At 71.9% G+C, this 17,892-nt stretch carries 16 protein-coding genes; 6 read left to right on the top strand and 10 right to left on the bottom strand.

Features of this window, described 5'->3' with window-relative positions; genetic code table 11:
- The first annotated feature begins 2 nt into the window (after positions 1 to 2).
- Positions 3 to 1,406 (top strand): cellulase family glycosylhydrolase, encoded by a 1,404-nt coding sequence (locus EIY87_RS44200; RefSeq protein WP_125316061.1) that lies wholly within the window; start codon positions 3 to 5, stop codon positions 1,404 to 1,406.
- A gap of 7 nt (positions 1,407 to 1,413) precedes the next feature.
- On the opposite strand, the gene EIY87_RS44195 is transcribed toward EIY87_RS44200, so the two are convergent.
- Complete coding sequence (locus EIY87_RS44195) at positions 1,414 to 2,184, bottom strand: inositol monophosphatase family protein (protein WP_125316059.1); 771 nt, start codon at positions 2,182 to 2,184, stop codon at positions 1,414 to 1,416.
- A 38-nt stretch (positions 2,185 to 2,222) separates the two neighbouring features.
- On the opposite strand from EIY87_RS44195, the gene EIY87_RS44190 reads away from it, so the two are divergent.
- A complete protein-coding gene (locus tag EIY87_RS44190) occupies positions 2,223 to 3,110 on the top strand; it encodes a LysR substrate-binding domain-containing protein (protein ID WP_225440405.1) in 888 nt (295 codons plus the stop codon).
- Here the strand turns inward: EIY87_RS44190 and EIY87_RS44185 are convergent.
- The gene (locus tag EIY87_RS44185) at positions 3,107 to 3,715 is read right to left on the bottom strand and encodes an NAD(P)-dependent oxidoreductase (RefSeq protein WP_191984502.1); all 609 of its coding nucleotides are present in this window, start codon (positions 3,713 to 3,715) and stop codon (positions 3,107 to 3,109) included. The two genes, EIY87_RS44190 and EIY87_RS44185, sit on opposite strands and share 4 nt — an antisense overlap.
- A gap of 138 nt (positions 3,716 to 3,853) precedes the next feature.
- On the opposite strand from EIY87_RS44185, the gene EIY87_RS44180 reads away from it, so the two are divergent.
- Positions 3,854 to 4,897, top strand: coding sequence for a DUF2235 domain-containing protein (locus EIY87_RS44180; RefSeq protein WP_125316053.1), 1,044 nt, complete (start codon positions 3,854 to 3,856; stop codon positions 4,895 to 4,897).
- A 2-nt stretch (positions 4,898 to 4,899) separates the two neighbouring features.
- Here the strand turns inward: EIY87_RS44180 and EIY87_RS44175 are convergent, their stop codons facing one another.
- The 4 genes from EIY87_RS44175 to EIY87_RS44160 all read right to left on the bottom strand — a co-directional run bounded on the left by EIY87_RS44175 (position 4,900) and on the right by EIY87_RS44160 (position 8,848).
- Positions 4,900 to 5,499 (bottom strand): TetR/AcrR family transcriptional regulator, encoded by a 600-nt coding sequence (locus tag EIY87_RS44175; protein ID WP_125316051.1) that lies wholly within the window; start codon positions 5,497 to 5,499, stop codon positions 4,900 to 4,902.
- A gap of 21 nt (positions 5,500 to 5,520) precedes the next feature.
- Positions 5,521 to 6,528: a hypothetical protein gene (locus EIY87_RS44170; RefSeq protein ID WP_125316049.1), complete on the bottom strand. Its 1,008-nt coding sequence runs from the start codon at positions 6,526 to 6,528 to the stop codon at positions 5,521 to 5,523.
- Complete coding sequence (locus EIY87_RS44165) at positions 6,525 to 7,961, bottom strand: FAD-dependent oxidoreductase (protein WP_125316047.1); 1,437 nt, start codon at positions 7,959 to 7,961, stop codon at positions 6,525 to 6,527. Before EIY87_RS44165 ends, EIY87_RS44170 begins: the two co-directional genes overlap by 4 nt.
- A 224-nt stretch (positions 7,962 to 8,185) precedes the next feature.
- On the bottom strand, positions 8,186 to 8,848 hold the full coding sequence (locus EIY87_RS44160; RefSeq protein WP_125316045.1) for a TetR/AcrR family transcriptional regulator: 663 nt from the start codon (positions 8,846 to 8,848) through the stop codon (positions 8,186 to 8,188).
- 128 nt (positions 8,849 to 8,976) lie between these two features.
- Between EIY87_RS44160 and EIY87_RS44155 the strand changes: the two genes are divergently transcribed.
- Positions 8,977 to 9,885, top strand: a complete 909-nt coding sequence (locus EIY87_RS44155; protein ID WP_125316043.1) for an SDR family NAD(P)-dependent oxidoreductase — start codon at positions 8,977 to 8,979, stop codon at positions 9,883 to 9,885.
- Here the strand turns inward: EIY87_RS44155 and EIY87_RS44150 are convergent.
- The gene (locus EIY87_RS44150) at positions 9,866 to 10,324 is read right to left on the bottom strand and encodes a MarR family winged helix-turn-helix transcriptional regulator (protein WP_225440404.1); all 459 of its coding nucleotides are present in this window, start codon (positions 10,322 to 10,324) and stop codon (positions 9,866 to 9,868) included. The genes EIY87_RS44155 and EIY87_RS44150 overlap by 20 nt on opposite strands.
- Positions 10,325 to 10,358: 34 nt before the next feature.
- Between EIY87_RS44150 and EIY87_RS44145 the strand changes: the two genes are divergently transcribed.
- Positions 10,359 to 11,051, top strand: a complete 693-nt coding sequence (locus EIY87_RS44145) for an SDR family NAD(P)-dependent oxidoreductase (RefSeq protein ID WP_125316041.1) — start codon at positions 10,359 to 10,361, stop codon at positions 11,049 to 11,051.
- Here EIY87_RS44145 and EIY87_RS44140 read toward each other — a convergent pair.
- The gene (locus EIY87_RS44140) at positions 11,030 to 11,923 is read right to left on the bottom strand and encodes an SAM-dependent methyltransferase (protein WP_125316039.1); all 894 of its coding nucleotides are present in this window, start codon (positions 11,921 to 11,923) and stop codon (positions 11,030 to 11,032) included. The two genes, EIY87_RS44145 and EIY87_RS44140, sit on opposite strands and share 22 nt — an antisense overlap.
- 50 nt (positions 11,924 to 11,973) lie before the next feature.
- Here EIY87_RS44140 and EIY87_RS44135 point away from each other — a divergent pair, with 50 nt between their 5' ends.
- Entirely contained in the window at positions 11,974 to 12,519 is a 546-nt protein-coding gene (locus EIY87_RS44135) for a TetR/AcrR family transcriptional regulator (RefSeq protein ID WP_125316037.1), read from the top strand.
- A gap of 12 nt (positions 12,520 to 12,531) precedes the next feature.
- Here EIY87_RS44135 and EIY87_RS44130 read toward each other — a convergent pair whose 3' ends face one another.
- Positions 12,532 to 13,185: a hypothetical protein gene (locus tag EIY87_RS44130; RefSeq protein ID WP_125316035.1), complete on the bottom strand. Its 654-nt coding sequence runs from the start codon at positions 13,183 to 13,185 to the stop codon at positions 12,532 to 12,534.
- A complete protein-coding gene (locus tag EIY87_RS44125) occupies positions 13,186 to 17,781 on the bottom strand; it encodes a hypothetical protein (RefSeq protein WP_158641463.1) in 4,596 nt (1,531 codons plus the stop codon). It abuts the gene before it with no gap.
- Between the last annotated feature and the right edge of the window lie 111 nt (positions 17,782 to 17,892).

Raw genomic sequence — 17,892 nt, 5'->3', positions numbered from 1 at the left:
CGATGAAGCGCTCCACTGCTGCGCTGGCGGCCGCCTGCGCGACAACCCTCGGTGCCACGGGCGTGCTGCTCATGCCCCAGGCCGAGGCCGCCGTGCAAGGCTGCCGAGTCGACTACACCGTCACCAACCAGTGGCAAGGCGGCTTCCAGGCCGGGGTCAAGATCACCAACCTCGGTGACGCCCTCTCCGGCTGGTCGCTGCGGTTCACCTTCCCCGACGCCGGCCAGAAGGTGGCCCAGGGCTGGAACGCGACCTGGTCGCAGAGCGGCGCGACGGCCACCGCCACCAACACCGACTGGAACCGGGCGCTGGCGTCCGGCGCGTCGGCCGACCTCGGCTTCACCGGGACCACCACCGGCGCCAACCCCGTGCCGTCGTCGTTCACGCTGAACGGCGTCACCTGCACGGGCACCACCGGCCCCGGCCCGACGACGACACCGACCACGCCGACGACCACCACGACCACCCCGCCGTCCGGGCGCACGCCGCTCGCGGCCAACGGGCAGCTGCACGTCTGCGGCGTCCACCTCTGCGGCGAGGCCAACCGCGTCGTGCAGCTGCGCGGCATGAGCACGCACGGCCTCCAGTGGTTCGACGGCTGCTACAACGACGCCTCCCTGGACGCGCTGGCCAACGACTGGCACGCCGACCTGCTGCGCATCGCCATGTACGTGCAGGAGCAGGGCTACGAGACCAACCCGCCCTGGTTCACCGCCCGGGTCAACAGCCTCGTCGACGAAGCCGAGCAACGCGGGATGTACGCGGTGATCGACTTCCACACCCTCACCCCCGGCGACCCGAACTACAACCTCGACCGCGCCAAGACGTTCTTCGCCTCGGTGGCCGCGCGCAACGCGGCCAAGAAGAACGTCATCTACGAGATCGCCAACGAACCCAACGGCGTGAGCTGGGGCGCGATCAAGAGCTACGCCGAGCAGGTCATCCCGGTGATCCGGGCCGCCGACCCGGACGCGGTCGTGATCGTCGGCACCCGCGGCTGGTCGTCGCTCGGCGTCTCCGACGGGTCGAACGAAACCGAGATCGTCAACAACCCGGTCAACGCGCCGAACATCATGTACACGTTCCACTTCTACGCGGCGAGCCACAAGGACAACTACCGGTCCACGGTGAGCCGGGCGGCCACGAAGCTGCCGCTGTTCGTGACGGAGTTCGGCACGGTGAGCGCCACCGGCGGCGGCGCGCTCGACCAGTCCAGCACGACGGCCTGGCTGGACCTGCTCGACCAGCTGAAGATCGGCTACGCGAACTGGACCTACTCCGACGCCAACGAAAGCAGTGCCGCGCTCAAGCCCGGTTCCTGCGCCGGCGGCAACTACGGCAGCGGTGCACTGACGGAGTCGGGATCGCTGGTCAAGAGCCGGGTGAGCACGCCGGACGACTTCTGATCGACGGTCAAGCCGTGAGGACCTCCAGCGCCGCCGCGTGCACGCCGGGCGCGGCGGCGAGGTAGCTCTCGCTCGTGAGGTCCCACGGCTTGCCCTCGAGGTCGGTCACCGTGCCGCCCGCCTCCTGGACGAGCAGCACGCCTGCCGCGTGCGAGCGGACGTTGTCGGGCTGCCAGTGCAGGTCCATCCGGCCCGCCGCGACCTGGGCGAGCTGGTGGCTCACCGGCACGGAGATCCGGACGTACAGCGCGGCCGCCGACATCGCGGCGAACGACCGGCCCATGCGCTCGAAGAAGGCGGCGTCGTGCCCGGGTTGCGCCTGCCCGGTCCCGGCGAGCGCGCCGTCCAGCGACGTCTTGGCGGAGACCCGCAGCGGCGCCCCGTTCAGGAACGCGCCGCCGCCCTCGGTGGCGGTGAACAGCTCGTCCGCGACCGGGGCGTACAGCGCCGCCAGCACCGGGCGCCCGTCGCGGACGAGGCTGACCCCGATGTTCCAGTCGGGCATGCCGTGCACCGCGTTGACGTTCCCGCCGACCGGGTCGACGAGCCACCACTCGCCCGGGGCCAGCGGCCCGGAGCCGTGTTCGTCGTCGAGCCAGCGCGCCTCCGGCCGGATCTCGGCGAGCGCCGGGCGCAGCACATCGGCGACGGCGGCGTCGTTGGCGCGCAGGTCCGCCAGCACCTCCGGCAGCCCGGGCGGCCGGGACGCGGTGGCGTAGCGCGCGAGCACGCGGGCACCGGCCTCGCGGACGGCGGTGGCGAGCGGTTCGTGGGTCATTTTTCCTCCTGTGGTTTTCTGGCGATGTGCACCTGGACTTGAACTTGCTCACCGTGTTCGACGCGCTGCTCGAGGAAGGCAGCGTGATGGGCGCGGCCGAGCGGCTGCACCTGTCGTCGCCGGCGGTGAGCCGCACGCTCGGGCGGCTGCGCAAGGTGACCGGCGACGACATCCTCGTGCGCACCGGCCACACGATGGCGCCGACGCCGTACGCGCTGGCGGTCCGGGAAGACGTGCACCGGCTGGTCCGGCAGGCCCGCGAGGTGCTGACGCCGGCCCGCGAGCTGGACCTGGCCGCGCTGGACCGCACCTTCACGATCCAGTGCCACGACGCGCTCGCCGCGTCGGTGGTCCCGGTGCTGGCCGGCCGGCTCATGGCGCACGCCCCCGGCGTGCGGCTCCGGGTGCTGGCCGAAAACTCGGCCGACACCGACGACCTGCGCCACGGCCGCGTGGACCTCGAACTCGGCGGCGGGCGGCCGGCGCTGCCCGAGTTCCGGTCCGAGGTCATCGGCCACGACTCGCTCGTCGTCGCGATGCGGCGGGGGCACCCGTGCGCCGACGCCCTCGACCTGCGTGCCTTCGCCGCGCACCCGCACGTCGTGGTCTCCCGGCGCGGCCGGCTGACCGCGCCGATCGACGACGTCCTGGCCGCCGAAGGCCTGCGGCGCCAGGTGGTCGCGGCGGTGGCGACCCTCTCGACGGCCCTGCAGACGGCGGCGCGCGGCGACGTGCTGGTCACCTGCACCGCGCTCCTCGGCCGCCCGCTGATCGAGGCGTTCGGGCTGGTCACCCGGCCGCTGCCGGTGGACTCGCCGGCGGCGCCGGTCAGCTGCACCTGGCACCAGCGCTACGACTCCGACCCCGCGCACGCCTGGCTGCGCGAGCAGGTGGCGGCGGCCTTCGAAGAGGTCGTCGCGGGCTAGCCGGCCAGCGGTAGCGCGACCGCGCCGGCGAAGCGTGGGTGCTCGGCTTCGTCGAGCATGGCCGCGGCGACGGTGGCCCGCGTGATCTTCGCCCCGAGGTCGAACGGCGGTGCTTCGGCCAGCCCGGCGGTGCGCCGGTCCGGGCTTTCCGGTCCGTCGGTGAGCATCCCGGCGTGGAAGACCGTGCCCCCGGCGGCTAGGACGGCGGTGTCGGCGGCGACCTTGTCCGCGAGCCGGTCGCCCAGGACTTTCCCGAGCACGCCGGCGGCTTCCCCGGCGGCTTCGGCGGACGGGCCGGTGCCGTACGCGCCCAGCCAGATGATCCGGGCCGGCCCGGCGGCGATCACGGCTTCCGCGCCGGCCAGCAGCGTGCCCGCGCGGTCCGTGCCGAGTCCGGAAAGGACGACGGAACCGGCCCCGATGACGGCGGCGACGCTCGCCGGGTCGGCGACGTCGGCGGTGGCTTTGCGCAGCCCGCCGCCGTCGGGCAGCGGGATGCGGGCGGGGTCGCGGGCGACGGCGGTGACGGTGTGGCCGCGCCGGAGGGCTTCCCGGGTGAGCTCGAGGCCGGTCCGGCCGGACGCCGCGAGGACGGTGAGGTTCATGCCTTTCACGCTAGGGACGTGGGTAATTGACATCAAGTGCAACGATCGCAAGGGATGCGTTACCCGGACGCAATCGGGCGGAGTAACGGGCCACCGTCCGGATGCGACTCACGCATGTCCGGCGCCGGGGAGGCAACGATGGCGAAACGACTGGTCGTCTGCTGTGACGGCACCTGGAACTCACTCACCCAGAAGGCGCCGACGAACGTCGTCAAGGTCAAGGACGCCGTCGCCGCGGTGGATCCGGCCGGCACGAAGCAGCTGGTGCACTACCACGAAGGCGTCGGGACCGGGAAGCGGTTGTGGGACCGGCTGGCCGGCGGCGCGTTCGGCTGGGGGCTGTCCGCCAACGTGCGCGACGCCTACCGGTTCGTCGTCGAGCACTACGAGCCCGGGGACGAGCTGTTCTTCTTCGGCTTCAGCCGCGGCGCCTACACCGCGCGCAGCGCCGTCGGCCTGATCCGCAACTGCGGCGTGCTGCTCCCCCGGCACGCGAGCCGGGTCGACGAGGCCTACCGGCTCTACCGCGACCGGGATCCGGCGACCGGGCCGGCGAGCCCCGCGGCGCGGGAATTCCGGGACCGCTTCGCGCACCAGGACGTGACGCCGGTCCGGTTCGTCGGCGTCTGGGACACCGTGGGCGCGCTGGGCATCCCGCTCAGCGGCGGCCGCCTGCTCAACCTGCTGAACCGGCGCTGGCAGTTCCACGACACGCAGCTGACGTCGACCGTGCAGTCGGCCTTCCAGGCACTGGCCGTGGACGAGCACCGGAAGGCGTTCCGGCCCGCCATCTGGCTGCCCTCGCCCGGCGCCGACGGCCAGGAGCGCGAGCAGGTCTGGTTCTGCGGCGCGCACTCCGACGTCGGCGGCGGCTACCCCGAGCAGGGTCTGTCGGGGCTCGCCCTGCACTGGCTGGTGGCCAGGGCCGAGAAGTGCGGGCTGGTCTTCACCCCGGACGGGTTCGACGGCCTGCCGGCCGCGGACGACCTCGGCGTGCTGCACAACTCGCTGAACCGGCTGTACAAGTGGTTCGGCTCGATCGACCGCGAGATCGGCGTGGTGGACCCGCCGTCGGAGTCGCTCGCGTCGTGCGCGCAGCACCGCCACGAGACCATGCGGCCGCCCTACGCGCCGCCGAACCTGGTGAAGTACCTCGAGTCGCCGCGCATCACGGAGGTATGAGGTCAGCCGCCGAGGGCCGGGCCGAGCCAGCGGCGGACCAGCGCGCGCAGCTCGTCGTCGGCGGGCGGCGGGGTCGTCGGGTGCTGCAGGAACGACATGAACAGGCGCATCAGGACCTCCGCGAGACCGCGGAAGTCCGCCTCGGTGGTGACGCCCGCCGCCGCCCAGTCGACCGGGACGTTGCGGAGGATGCGCGTGCCGAAGGAGAACGCGAGCGGCGAGATCACGCCGTCGGTGAAGAAGTCGGCTTCGCCCGCCTGCAGGAGCAGACCGAGGTGGGGCTCGCCGGGGACCGTGCGGACGGCCCACACCACCGACTCCACCGCGGCTTCGGCGGCGGTGCCGAACGTGGCGAGGTGGCGTTCCATCCGTGCGGCGAACTCCTCGACCCCGGCCAGCCCGACCGCGCGGAGGATGTCCTTCAGGCTCGGGAAGTAGCGGTAGACGGTCTGCCGGGTGACGCCCGCCTCGGCGGCCACATCGGACAGGCTCGTCTTCGCCGGCCCGACGCGGTCGAGGCACGCCGTCGCCGCCTCGACGATGCGGCGGCGTGCCTCGTCTTCCGTAGCGGGCGGGTTGCCCCGCCATCCGTGGTGCCCCATGCCCGCCATCTTCCCCGACGCTCACACCGGCGCGGGCCGGCGGGCCCGGTGCAGCGTGGCGAGCACCAGGCCGGCCGCCGCGAAGCAGGCGAGCGCGTAGAGCCCGCTTTCGATCGGGACTTCGTGAGACGGCAGTGCGGCCACCCAGATCGCGGCCAGGACACCCAGGTAGGCGGCGGGGTAGATCCGGGCGAAGGCGGACACGTCCACAAGGGACCGCTGGGTGGCGACGATCCAGCCGCCGGCCAGCCAGACCACGGCCAGCTCGGCGCCGAGGATCCAGGCCTGCACGGGGAAGTTCCCCTGGAACAGGCTCGCCGGGAGGCCGGCGACCACCATCGCGAACGGCGTGAGCACGCCGGCCAGCAGGAACGCGGCCCGGCCGCGCAGGCGCACGACCAGGTACGTCATCGCCGCCATCGAAACCGAGGCGAACAGCAGCATGCTGGTCATCGGCACGGTCGCGAGCGCGGGGTGGTTGACGATGGCGTTGCCGGGGTTCCAGGCCCACCACTTCAGCGGCGGCCCGATCTGGTCGAAGACCTCGTAGAACACCTGGCACACGAAGGCGACGGCCACCGCGCCGCGCAGCGCGCCGCGGCGGAAGATCCCGAGCGACCGCACGACTTCGTAGGCGAGCTGGCTGAACGCCGGGTAGAACGCCACGATGTAGAGCGGCAGCCGGTCCCCCATGAACTGCACGGTGAACCGGTTGTGGGCGAAGATGAAGCCGTACAGCTCGTCGAGGCCGAACCACTCGGGGAAGTACAACGGCGGTTCGGTGACGAACAGGTAGACCAGCGAAGCGCCCCACAGCGCCAGGTTGACCGGATCACCCGCGCGGTACCGCCGGACGGCGTGCACCAGCGCGAAGACGGCACCGGCGACGACGAGCGCTTCGAGCACCGGCATCGTCCAGTCCGCCAGGTCCCACGGGAAGCGGACCGACACCACCGGGGAGACGTCGTGACAGTCGAAGCCCAGCCCGCGGGTGACGGCCTCGGCGTCCGGCCCGCACCCCGGGCTCATCGCGCGGCCACCGTCGAATAGTCCGTGGCAGGCGGTTCGGCGCGGGGGTCGAACCCGAACGGGACCCGGTGCCGCCCCAGCGCGGCGCGGACGCGGTAGCGCACGAGCCCGGCGAGCACCCGCGGGTTGCCCAGCATGTCCCCCAGCGACTCGTCGAGGTTGAACACCTTGGCGAAGTGCTCGTCGACGACGTCGTCTTCCCGGGCGGCGCCGACGATCAGGCTGAACGCCGGCGCGGACACCGCCGCGAGCACCCGGCGTTTCCACTCGGGCGGTTTTTCCGTGCCCTCGGCGCATTCGTAGCCCTGGTCCCGCGCCATCGCGAGCCGCCACGGCACCTGGAGCGCCTTGCGCTGCGCGGCGAGGAAGCGCTTGCCGAAGCCGTCGTCGAGGCGGCCGGCGCGGGAAAGGTGTTCGCGCAGGAGCAGCGCCGAGCCCGCCGCGGAGCTGATGCCCTGCGCGTAGAAGGGGTTGAAGGCGCAGATCGCGTCCCCGACGAACGCCAGGCCGCGCGGCGGCGTGCGCAGGCGGTCGTAGCGGCGCCACTTGTTGCCGGTCGAGCGGGTCAGGTGCACTTCGGACACCGGCTCGCACCGCTCCATCGCGTCGGCGAACAACGGTGTCCGCACCCGGCGGGCCACCTCGGCGAACGCGTCGGTGGTGCGGGGCATTTCGAGGCCCCACGAGCCCATGCAGGCGATGACCCGGTTGCCTTCCACGGGGAAGAAGTTGACCAGGAAGTCGTGCTCGGCGGGGTGCTCGCCCTTGTCCGGGGTCGGCATGATCACCAGGTGCCGCCACCACCAGGACGCCGGGCGCTCGGCGGGCAGGTCGTACCAGCGCGAGGTGTAGGTGACCTTGGCGTCGAGCGTCTGCGTCTGCGGTTCGGGCCACCCGGCCGCCGCGAGCCAGCCGGCGACGGGTGAGCCGCGGCCCATCGCGTCGACGACGAAGTCCGCGTCGAGGCGCTCGCCCGCCTCGACCCCGGTGACCGCCCCGCCGTCGAAGGTCAGGCCACCGGCGGTGACCCCTTCGCGGATCACGACGTTCGGCAGCTCGCGCACCTTGTCGCGCAGCACCCGCTCGATGAGGATCCGCGAGCCGTAGATCATCGTCATCGCACTGCGCTTGCGCGCCGACCAGCCCGCGCCGTCGAGGTAGGCCGCGTCCATGGACGGCATCAGGTGCAGCCCGCCCGCCGCGATCAGGTCGTCCTCGAAGCCGGGGAACAGCGCGCCGATCGCCCGCCGCCCCGAGTTCAGCAGGAAGTGCGGGTGCTTGCTCTGCGGGACCCCGCGCCGGTGTTCGGCACCGGCCGGCAGCCGGTCGCGTTCCAGCACGAGCACCTGGTCGAAGAAGGGGGCGAGGGCACCGGCGGTGCAGAGACCGGCGGCGCTGCCGCCCAGGACGACGGCGGTCTGGCCGAGCCGCATGCGGATCAACTCCCGTCATTCATACAAAGTGACAACGAATGTATGAATGAGTGAGCAGCCGTGTCAAGACAGCCGTAGCCGGACTCCGGGCCCGGAGGTCATGCCGTGGTGTCTTGAATGAGTCATTCAGGACCTCCGAAGACCTGAATGACTCATTCAAGACGTCACCGAAGCCGCCGCAGAGCGAGCGCCACACTTTTGCCCGACCTCGGCGGCCGTAGCCGTCAGCGGGCCATGGCTCCCGCGATCAGCGTCGCCAGCCCGTGCCGCAACGCCGGCGCCAGCTCCAAGCGCAGTGCCCGCAACGCCGGGTCCGCCTCGTACGCCGCCAGCGCGCTCGGCGACGGGCGGCAGTGCGTCCACAACCCGCCGGTGAGGATCATCGCCATCAGGCAGACCGGCGCCGCCTCCTCGCCCACCTCGGGGACGTAGCTCCGGAGCAGGTCGGCCATCGACTCCAGCCCCGCCAGCGCCGACCGCTTGAACCGCACGACGACGTCCACCGACACGTTGTGCTCCAGGACGCCCGCCTGCGCGCCGATCAGGTCGCACAGCACCGTGCGGCGGGCCAGGGATTCGGCGACCACCGCCGCGAACGCGTCGCCGCGAACGCGCGCCGGCGCGTCCCGGTCGACGCCCGCGGCCAGCTCGTCCGCCACCTCGGCCAGCCAGTCCCGCAGCGCGCCCTGGAGCAGTTCGAGCAGGACGGCTTCGCGGGATTCGAAGTAGCGCAACACGTTCGACTTCGCCAGGCCGACCCGGCGGCTGAGCTCGTTGAGGCTCACGTCGGCCACCGGCATCTCGTCGAGCATGGCCAGCGCCGTGTCGAGGATCGTGCGCCGCCGCTCCTCTCGCTGCTCCGCGCTGCGCGCCCGCTGGAAGGTCATGAGAGCAGCCTAACGCGCCTCGGGCGAAGTTAAAGACCGACAGTCTCTTGACAACAGACCGGCGGTTCCTTAGCGTCGGGGACATAACAGACCGCCGGTCCGCAAGGGCCGCCACCGGAGGGACCGCCATGAGCAGGAACTGGACCGAGCGCGACATCCCGAGCCAGCGGGGCCGCGTCGCCGTGATCACCGGCGCCAACACCGGCCTCGGCTTCGACACCGCCAAGGCGCTGGCCGAGCGCGGCGCGACCGTGGTGCTGGCCGTGCGCGACGCCGAGAAGGGCAAGAAGGCGGCCGCCAAGCTGGGCGCGAACGCCGACGTCACCGTGCAGGAACTGGACCTCGCCGCCCTGGACTCCGTGCGCGCCGCCGCCGCGGACCTGCGCGGCACGCTGCCGAAGATCGACCTGCTGATCAACAACGCCGGCGTCATGTACCCGCCGCGCCAGACCACCCGCGAGGGCTTCGAGCTGCAGTTCGGCACCAACCACCTCGGCCACTTCGCGTTCACCGGCCTGCTGCTCGACCTGCTGCTGCCGGTCGAGGGGTCCCGCGTGGTGACGGTCGCCAGCATCGCCCACCGCATCCGCGCCGCGATCCACTTCGACGACCTGCAGTGGGAGAACTCCTACGACCGCGTCGCCGCCTACGGGCAGGCCAAGCTCGCCAACCTGATGTTCAGCTACGAACTGCAGCGCCGCCTGGCGCCGCGGGGCACCACCGCCGCGGTCGCCGCGCACCCCGGCGTGGCGCGTACCGAGCTGATGCGCAACTCCCCCGCGGTCGTCCGCGCGGTGTTCCCGGCCGTCGCGCCGCTGTTCACCCAAAGCTCGGAGCGGGGCGCGCTCCCGATCCTGCGCGCCGCGACCGACCCCGCCGCCCTCGGCGGCCAGTACTACGGCCCCGACGGCCTCGGCGGCTACCGCGGGCGCCCGCAGGTGGTCGCCTCCAGCCCGCAGTCCTACGACGTCGCCGTGCAGCGTCGCCTGTGGACGGTTTCGGAGGAGCTCACCGGGGTCAAGTTCCCGGTCGGCTGATCCGTCCGTCCCCGGAAGCCTTGAGCAGCAACCGATGCAGGGTGTCCCGCTCGCGCGGGGTCAAGCGGGCCAGCAGCTCACCGGTCACCGCTGCCGAGATCTCCTCGGTCTTCGCCACCACCGCGCGGCCGTCGCCGGTCACCGTCAGCGCGTGCCGCCGCCGGTCTTCGGTGTCCCGTTCGCGCACGACCCAGCCCGCCGATTCCAGGCGGTCGAGCACCTTCACCAGGTCGCTGCGGTCGAGGCCGAGGCGGTCGGCGACGGACTGCTGGGACAGCGGCCCGTACTCGCCGACGCAGACCAGGACGTAGAACTCGCGCAACGACGTGCCGGCCGCCGCCAGCTCTTCGTCGATGCGGGCGACGCCGGCGCGGTGGAGGCGGCCCATCAGGTAGGTCGGCCAGCGCAGCAGGGCGCGGGGGCGGTCGGCGGAGGACATGGCACAATTGTAGGGAATCCCTACAGTAGGTGTCATGAACGAATCCAAGGTCGCCCTCGTCACCGGCGCGAGCCGGGCGCAGGGGCTCGGCTTCGCCGTCGCCCGTGACCTCGCCACCCGCGGCTACCACGCCGTCCTCGCCGGGCGGAACCTCGAGCAGACCCGGGAGCTGGCCGCCCGGCTGACCGCCGAAGGGCTCTCCGCCGACGCCGTGCGCCTCGACGTCACCGACCCGGCGGACGTCGAGGCGTGCGCCGGTCACCTCCGCACCACGGCCGGACGCCTCGACGCGCTGGTCAACAACGCGGCGAACATGCCCGACTTCACCGTGACTTCCCTGCTGGACGCGGACATCGCCGCGGCCCGCGCCGCCTACGACGTCGTCGTGCTCGGCACCTGGGCGCTCACCCTGGCCTGCCTGCCGCTGCTGCGGGCCGCGCCCGCCGCCCGGATCGTCAACGTCTCCAGCGGCGCCGCCGCGCAGATCGGCGCCGACGTCGACGCCGTCCGCGCACCCGGGTACGCGCTGGCCAAGTACGCCCTCGAAGGCCTGACCACGGCCCTGGCCGCCGAACTGCGCGGCACCGGGATCCACGTCGAAGCGGTCGACCCCGGCTCGGTGGCCACCCACCCCGAACGCGGCGACGACGCCGACGACCGCTCCCCCACGGAAGCCGCGCTCGACATCGCCGCGGCCGCCACCGGCTACCGGATCCCGGTGACGTAGCGGACGCCGCCCATCCGCAAGCCGTCGTCGGCCAGCGGCGGGAGTCCGTAGGCGGCGAAGAGGTCTCGAACGCTGTTGCCGGTCACCGTCCAGCCGAGGCCGGCCAGGTAGGGAGCGGCTTCGTTGCGCGGGCCGAAGTACCGCAGCCCGGCGTGGTCGAGGTCGAAGCCGTGCTCGCGCCAGCGCGCGGAGATGCGGTCCAGGCTCGCTTTCGTCCGCTCCTCTTCGCCCGGCCGCGGGTTGGGCCGGCTCTCGGTCGCGACCCGGCTCCCCGGCGCGCTGAGGCGGGTGATGGTGTCCAGCAGCCGGTCCTGCGCCTCCGGCGGCAGGTAGCCGAGCAGGCCTTCGGCACTCCACGCCGTCGGCAGGCCCGAGTCGAACCCGGCGGCGCACAGCGCGCCGGCCCAGTCGTCGCGCAGGTCCACCGCGGCCACCCGCCGCTCGGCCGTGGGCACCGCCCCCAGCCCGGCCATGGTCCGGGTCTTGAACTCCGCGACCCGCGGCTGGTCGACTTCGTACACGACGGTCCCGGCCGGCCAGGGCAGCCGGTAGGCGCGGGAATCCAGCCCCGAAGCCAGGATCACGGCCTGCGTGCGGCCCGCGCCCGCCGCGTCGAGGAAGAAGTCGTCGTAGAACCTGGTCCGCACCTTGGCCCCGTCGATCGCGCCCCGCCCGACCAGCTCACCGGGAGCCGTCTCGCCGGTCGCCAGCCGGGTGAGGAGACCGACGCCGACGGCCCGCACGAGCGGCGCGGCGAACGGGTCGTCGATGACGTCCTCCCGGCTCGCCACCGCCCGCGCGACGGCGGCGAGGGTGGCGGTCGCCCCCACCCCCGATGTCTCGTCCCAGCTGTCTCCGTCGTACCTGCTCATGTCCCGGCACGCTAACGAACCGCCGTCCGCGGTCCCCTAAAGTGAGAGCGATGACCGCCCGCTTGCCTCGCACCGACGCCGGCGACAACCGAGCCCGCATCCTCACCGCGGCCCGCACGGCGATCGGCGCGGCCGGCCTGAACGTCCCGATCCGCGAAATAGCCCGCCGCGCCGAAGTCGGCCCCGCGACGGTGTACCGCCACTTCCCGACGAAGCGGACGCTGGTCACCGAGGCGTTCACGGACCAGTCGCGCGCTTGGCAGTCCACGGTGACTCGGGGGCTCGCCGATCCCGATGCCTGGCGCGGGTTTTGCTTCGTGGTGGACCGGCTGTGCGCGCTGCAGGTGCGCGACCACGGCTTCATCGAGGCAGTGAAGTCGGCGTACCCGCAGGCACTGGACTTCGGGGCGATGCGGGCGTCGTCGCTGGCCGCGGCGGCGGAACTGGTCCGCCGGGCCAGGGACACGGGTCACCTGCGGCCGGACGTCACCGCGAACGACCTGGTCCTGATGCTCATGGCGGGCAGCGGCATCCCGGCCGCGGCGACCCGGCGGTTCGCCGCGCACGTGATCCACGCGTTCCAGGCCCAGACGTAGTTCCGGCTGCCTTCACCGGCCTTCGCGTGCCGCCACCTCGTGCTGGAGCGCCTCGATCCGTTCGACCAGCGCCCGGAACGCGTCCACTTCCTCGTCCGGAACGGCTCCGGCGCCCCAGTTGTCCGGATCATCTTGTTCGCGTTCGATGTCGCGAACATGTTTCGCGTGGTACTCGTGCAGGACGGAAAGCAGGGAGTCACCGAGTCGCCGCACCTTGCCGGGACGAGTCGTCTGCTGGCGCAACCGGTAGACGGTCGACCGGTTCGCCCGGAGTTCGGACAGCCGGTAGCAAAGCACGAACTGGTTGTCCCACGGGACGCTGTCCGAACCGAGCAGGTACATGAGCGGCAGGAGATCGGGGTCGAAGGCGAGCAGCCGCCGCTCCGTCGGCCCCGACGGGTCCGCCGCGGGTTGTGGTCCACCCTCGTCCGGGGGGACGGCCAGGCGCCACGGCTGATCGGTGCACGTGACCAGCAGGCCGAGCTCCCACGGATCGGCCTCCGCGAGCACGAAGAATTCGATCGGGAAGTCGACGCCGTAGCACTCGTGCAGGACTTCCCGCGTGGTCAAACCGTTGTCGTACAACGCCTGGGCCAGCCGAGCCATCGAGGGGTAGTCCGCCCGCGTCGCCTCCGCGCGCAGCCGCCGAAGCGTCCCGTCGTCCACCTACGTCCTCCTCGGTGCCGAAGCCCGCTTCGCCTCGTGCTGCGCCTTCCGCAGTTGCGCACGCAGTTTCACCCAGGTGCGCCTGAGGTCACTGGCCGTCAGCGTGGTGATGATGTCCCGCGTCATGCGTTCCACCACGTCCATGGTGTCATGGAGCCGTTGGTTCGCCGCGGCACTCCGCTCTCCCTGGGGAATGCGGTTCTGGTAGTCCCGCACCGCCTGCGTCATCGCGTTCAGGCGTGCCTGGACCTGGGGGTCGTGCACGCGCAGCCCGGGATTGTCGGCCATGAGCCGGATGACGGCCTCGACGTGGGTGAAGACACGTGTCTGAAGGATGATCCTTTCCCTCGGGCCGATCGACGGGTTGGACAGGAAGAACTCGTTGGCGAGCGTTCGTGCGCTCGCCATCGACTGCGACTGCAGGATGACCGCGTAGATCGCGTGACGCTTGCGCCGGCGGCTCGCCGCTCGCACGGCGAACCCCCGGCTGGACGCCAGTCTCGGATCGGTGCCGACGGAAGCCCGGGGGTCGTAAGCCACCGAGAAGTCCGCGCCGAACAGCCGCCTCAGCCAGTTGCGGAACCGGCGTCCTTCGCCTTCCCCCGCGCCGTAGGGCAGGCGGTCCCGCGCCGCGGCGTCGGCCCGGTCCTGCAGCGCCTGGAACACGCGGTTCCGGCGGTCGGCCGGCCACACCTCGTCCCAGACCTTGACGAGCGTGCTCGGCTCGGTCGGGTACAGGACTTCGGGGGCGTGCCGGGCGATCGCGACCCGGATCGCCCGGTCGATCCGGTTGGCGAGCTTCGTCAGCTGGACCGTGCGTGGTTCCCCGTTCTCACGCCAGTCGAGGTCCTCGAAGTCGTACCCGCCGATGATCATCACGGGATCACCCGAGATGGTGCGGAGAACCTCGTCGTAAGCGGCCAGCACACCACGGCCCTTGGGCGCGCGGACACCGCTGTCCGCGTCCTGGCTCAGGACGTGGACCTGCCGGTTGACCTCCTGGAGGATTTCCACCGCCCGTTTCGTGTACGGCGATTTCAGGATGTGCCCGCGGACAAGGCCGTAGGGTACGGATTTCCGGTCCTTGACGCCCTTCTCCTCGTCTTCCCGCACCGCCTCCTTTTCACCGGCGGATTCCAGCGAGTTGTACGCCGCCCGCACCGTGTCGATCGAAGCGTGCGCCTTGGTCTCCTTGTGCACCCACCCCGGGGCCCAGACGAAGCCGAACACCGCCACGCGCAGCTGGTCCGGTCGCTGGACGGCGTGGACGGCCTTGCCCACCGCGGCGGCACCACGGTCCACGCTCGCCCGCGGGTCGAGCGGCTCGGCGGCGTTGATCCCGATGACGACCGCGGTTCTGCGGTGGGCCACCCGTCGTTCCGTGGAACCCGCCCACGCCTCGTCGCCGTACCGGGCGGCGATCCGGGGGTTCCTCGCCACTTCACCGGGTACCGCCGCGATCGTGACGACGAACGCCGCGGGATGCTTTTGTTCCATCGGGTCGATCGCGTTGTCCAGGTTGCTCACCTGCTGACCGACGGCGGTCAGCCCGACCGAATCGGTCGCCTTGCCCATCCGGTAGGGGAACAGTCCCTTCTTGCTCTTGGCCCGCGGGTTGATCGCCAGTTCGATGACGTGGAGAGCGCCGGACTCGACGAGCCGGATGGACGTCAGCTCGTACCGCCGCTTGAGCCGGGGCAGTTGACGCCGCACGCCGTCGACCGTCGCGGAGGCGGCACCGATGAGCCGGTTCGCCGCGCGCAGGGCGGCGTTCAGCGAGCGCCGCTTGTCCGCCTCCGACCGTTCGCGCGGGCGGCGGCCGGGCCCGCGGTCCGGTCGGCGTTTGCCCGGCCTGCGGGCGTCGGGGCGACGCGGGCGACGTGGCCGGCGCCGCGGGCGGTCCGGTCTGCCGCCGTCCTTCGGGCGCTTCGGCTTGGGGCGCTTCGGCTTCGCGGGTTTGGGTTTGATCTTGTTCCAGAGCTTCTTGAGCAGGCCGGTGATCTTGTCGATGACCCAGTCGATGGCTCGGTTCACCGGGCGGGACAGCGCCTGGAAGATCTGCTTGACCTTGCCCGCGATGCCCCCGATGCCGAGGATGGCGGCCAGCGCGCCGATGAGGACGGGGATCGAGCGGGCGAGCGCGCGTTCGACCATGGCCGGGACCCCGCCGGTGCCACCGCGGGCGATGGCGATCACCGCGTCGAGCACGGTGTTGACGAACTCGATGATCTGCCGGCCCTGGGTCACGATGAACCGGATGATGTCGATGATCATCTTGCACGCGCGGATGAACGCCGATGCGGGGTTGAACAGGGAGACGATCCAGGTGATGCCCGCGATGATGATCGTCGGCAGCAGGTAGGACACCAGCTTGCCGATCAGGTCCCGCTTCAGGTCTCCCACGCGGGACTTCAGGTCCGACCACAGCCCGGCGACGCCGCGTTTCTTCGCTTCCACGACGATCGGGATCGCGTCCGTGCCGGTTTCCGCGGCCGCCATCGCCTTCGGGTTCACCCGCCGGGCCAGGCGGTCGCGGATGTTCGGCCACGACAGCCCGAGCAGGCCGGCGATCAGCACGAGGATGCCGAGGACGTCGAAGCTGGTCGGCAGTTGCAGGCCCGCGGCCACGCCGGTGCCCAGCAGCCAGGCCAGCACGCCCTGCTGGAGGTGGCGGCCGGCGTTGTCCATGAACAGCTTCAGGCCGCCGCCGACGCCGGAGATGAGCCGGCCGAGGAAGCCGATCGGGTCGCGCAGGATCAGGGGAACCGCCGAGGCGGCCTTGCGCAGGACGCCCCCCAGCAGCCGGCCCAGTTCCTTGATGGTGTCGATGACGCCGCCGATCGCGTCGGCGGCCTTGTGGAAGAGGCTCTTGTTCTTCTCCTTCTCCGCCGCGATCTCGGCGTCGACCGCCTTGACCGCGTCGACGTACTTGGTCGCCAGGGTGTCGACCAGCTCGGTGCCCTTGTCGTCGACCGTGTCCGCCAGCTCGTCGAACTTGCCCTCGAAGTCCGCGGCCGCCTCCTTGCCGATCGCGCGGAGGTCCTTCGGCAGGGTGTCGACCGCCTGCTTGAGCTCCTTGCGGCCCGAGGCGATGCGCTCCTTCGCGTGCCGCAGCTCGCTCTCGACGGTGCCGGCGACGTCGGCGATGACCTCGCGCATCGCGGTCAGGTAGTGGTCGCGGGCGCGTTCGTAGATCCGGTTGGCTTCCTCCGGCAGGTCGGCGAACAGGTCCTTCACCCAGCGGGCCTTGCCCGCCCAGCCCGAGTAGCGGCGGTCCTTGTACTCGTCCATACCCCGGGTGTGCTCGTCGGTGAACCGGTCCCGTGCTCGTTTCTCGCCGGTGGTGAACTGGTCGTCGACCTTCTTGTCCAGGTCGGAGAGGATCTTCTCGACGTCCGCCTTGGTGTCGTCGAACACCTTCTGCAGCAAAGCGGCGACCTGCGCGCGCTTGTCCTCGTCGTGGCCTTTGGCGCCCTGCTTGCCGGTGGCGACCTGCCGGCCGGTGGCGACGCGGGTGGTGTGGATGGCCGCCATCGCGCCCGCACCCCGGGTCGCGGCCGTGGCCTTGACCTTCTTCAGCTCGGTGGCCTCGCCGGCCCGCAGCTGTTCCGGCGCGGATTCCGAGTGTGCTTCCAGGGTCTTCTTGTCCCGCACCGCCTTGTCGAACCCCGGCTCGCGTGAGTTCTTCATCGCCAGCTGCTGCTCGGTGACCTGTGCCTCGGCCATCCGGTCGGTGACCTGCCGCGGTCCGTCCGACATGTCCGTGGCCGACTTCGGGAGCGCGTCCGGGGCGGCCTGGGCCGGGTTCGGTGCCTCCGGTTTTCCCGGCACCTGGTCCACCGCCAGCGGCACCACCTGCTTGGTGTCGGGGGCGGGTTGTGGTGCGGCGGCGGTCGTATCGGCGATCTCCTGGGCCGCGGCGTCCTTGCCCGCGCCGACCTTGCCCTGGACCTCGGTCTTGACCTCCTCGGCCTTGCCCGACTCCCCGAACTTGTCCGCTTCGTCCAGGTTCTTCGGAGCGCGGTCCTTGACCGCCTTCTCGACCGCGGCGATGAAGGCCTGCTTGTCGAATTGCTTGGGCTGGGCGGCCGCCATGTCCTCGGCGTGCGCCGCCTTGCCGCGAGCCTCCCGGTCATCGGCCGGCGGCACCGCAGCCCCCTGCGCGGCACCGGCCTCCGCGGCCGGCGGCGGGTGGCTCGACGCGACCCGCCGCTTCTTGGCCGCGACGTCCTTCTTCAACGCCTGGAACTTCGGGTCCGCACCCGGTGTTCGCGGACCTGCCGCGTCCTCCTTCTTCTTCGCACCCTTCTCGGGGCGCTCGTCGGTGCCCTTCGCGTCCTTCCGGTCCGCACCGGGTGCGGGTGGCGCGGTCGCCTTCCGGAGCGGCATCGGCTCCGGTTTCTTCCCCGGGGCCGGTTTCGCGGTCGGCGGGCGCGGGCTGGTCGACAGCGCACCGGCCGCGACCGCCTGGTTCCCGACCAAGTCCTGCCCGGCCAGCAGCTGCCCGGGCCACCCGGACAGCGCGGGCCCGACCCGCGGTGGCGAACCCGACGCACGCGCGGCGGGCGCAAGCAGGTCCGGCACCGGAGCCGCCACCGGTGCCTTCGCACGCGGAGCGCGGACTTTGAAGGATGTGGACATGGTTGGGGGCAGAATCGCACTCGAGGCGTCACGGCCGCGCGGCTCCGACGTCACCCGGGCGTCACC

The organism is Amycolatopsis eburnea, from assembly GCF_003937945.1.
In the GTDB taxonomy this organism is placed as follows: domain Bacteria; phylum Actinomycetota; class Actinomycetes; order Mycobacteriales; family Pseudonocardiaceae; genus Amycolatopsis; species Amycolatopsis eburnea.
This window is presented reverse-complemented; position numbering and strand designations above follow the sequence as displayed.

Bases quoted from the DNA above. Each gene is read 5' to 3' on its own strand.
- EIY87_RS44160 (WP_125316045.1), bottom strand. From the start codon at position 8,848: ATGACCTTCCAGCGGGCGCGCAGCGCGGAGCAGCGAGAGGAGCGGCGG.
- EIY87_RS44180 (WP_125316053.1), top strand. From the start codon at position 3,854: ATGGCGAAACGACTGGTCGTCTGCTGTGACGGCACCTGGAACTCACTC.
- EIY87_RS44185 (WP_191984502.1), bottom strand. From the start codon at position 3,715: ATGAACCTCACCGTCCTCGCGGCGTCCGGCCGGACCGGCCTCGAGCTC.
- EIY87_RS44145 (WP_125316041.1), top strand. From the start codon at position 10,359: ATGAACGAATCCAAGGTCGCCCTCGTCACCGGCGCGAGCCGGGCGCAG.
- EIY87_RS44195 (WP_125316059.1), bottom strand. From the start codon at position 2,184: ATGACCCACGAACCGCTCGCCACCGCCGTCCGCGAGGCCGGTGCCCGC.
- EIY87_RS44135 (WP_125316037.1), top strand. From the start codon at position 11,974: ATGACCGCCCGCTTGCCTCGCACCGACGCCGGCGACAACCGAGCCCGC.
- EIY87_RS44140 (WP_125316039.1), bottom strand. From the start codon at position 11,923: ATGAGCAGGTACGACGGAGACAGCTGGGACGAGACATCGGGGGTGGGG.
- EIY87_RS44150 (WP_225440404.1), bottom strand. From the start codon at position 10,324: ATGTCCTCCGCCGACCGCCCCCGCGCCCTGCTGCGCTGGCCGACCTAC.
- EIY87_RS44165 (WP_125316047.1), bottom strand. From the start codon at position 7,961: ATGCGGCTCGGCCAGACCGCCGTCGTCCTGGGCGGCAGCGCCGCCGGT.
- EIY87_RS44170 (WP_125316049.1), bottom strand. From the start codon at position 6,528: ATGAGCCCGGGGTGCGGGCCGGACGCCGAGGCCGTCACCCGCGGGCTG.
- EIY87_RS44175 (WP_125316051.1), bottom strand. From the start codon at position 5,499: ATGGGGCACCACGGATGGCGGGGCAACCCGCCCGCTACGGAAGACGAG.
- EIY87_RS44155 (WP_125316043.1), top strand. From the start codon at position 8,977: ATGAGCAGGAACTGGACCGAGCGCGACATCCCGAGCCAGCGGGGCCGC.
- EIY87_RS44200 (WP_125316061.1), top strand. From the start codon at position 3: ATGAAGCGCTCCACTGCTGCGCTGGCGGCCGCCTGCGCGACAACCCTC.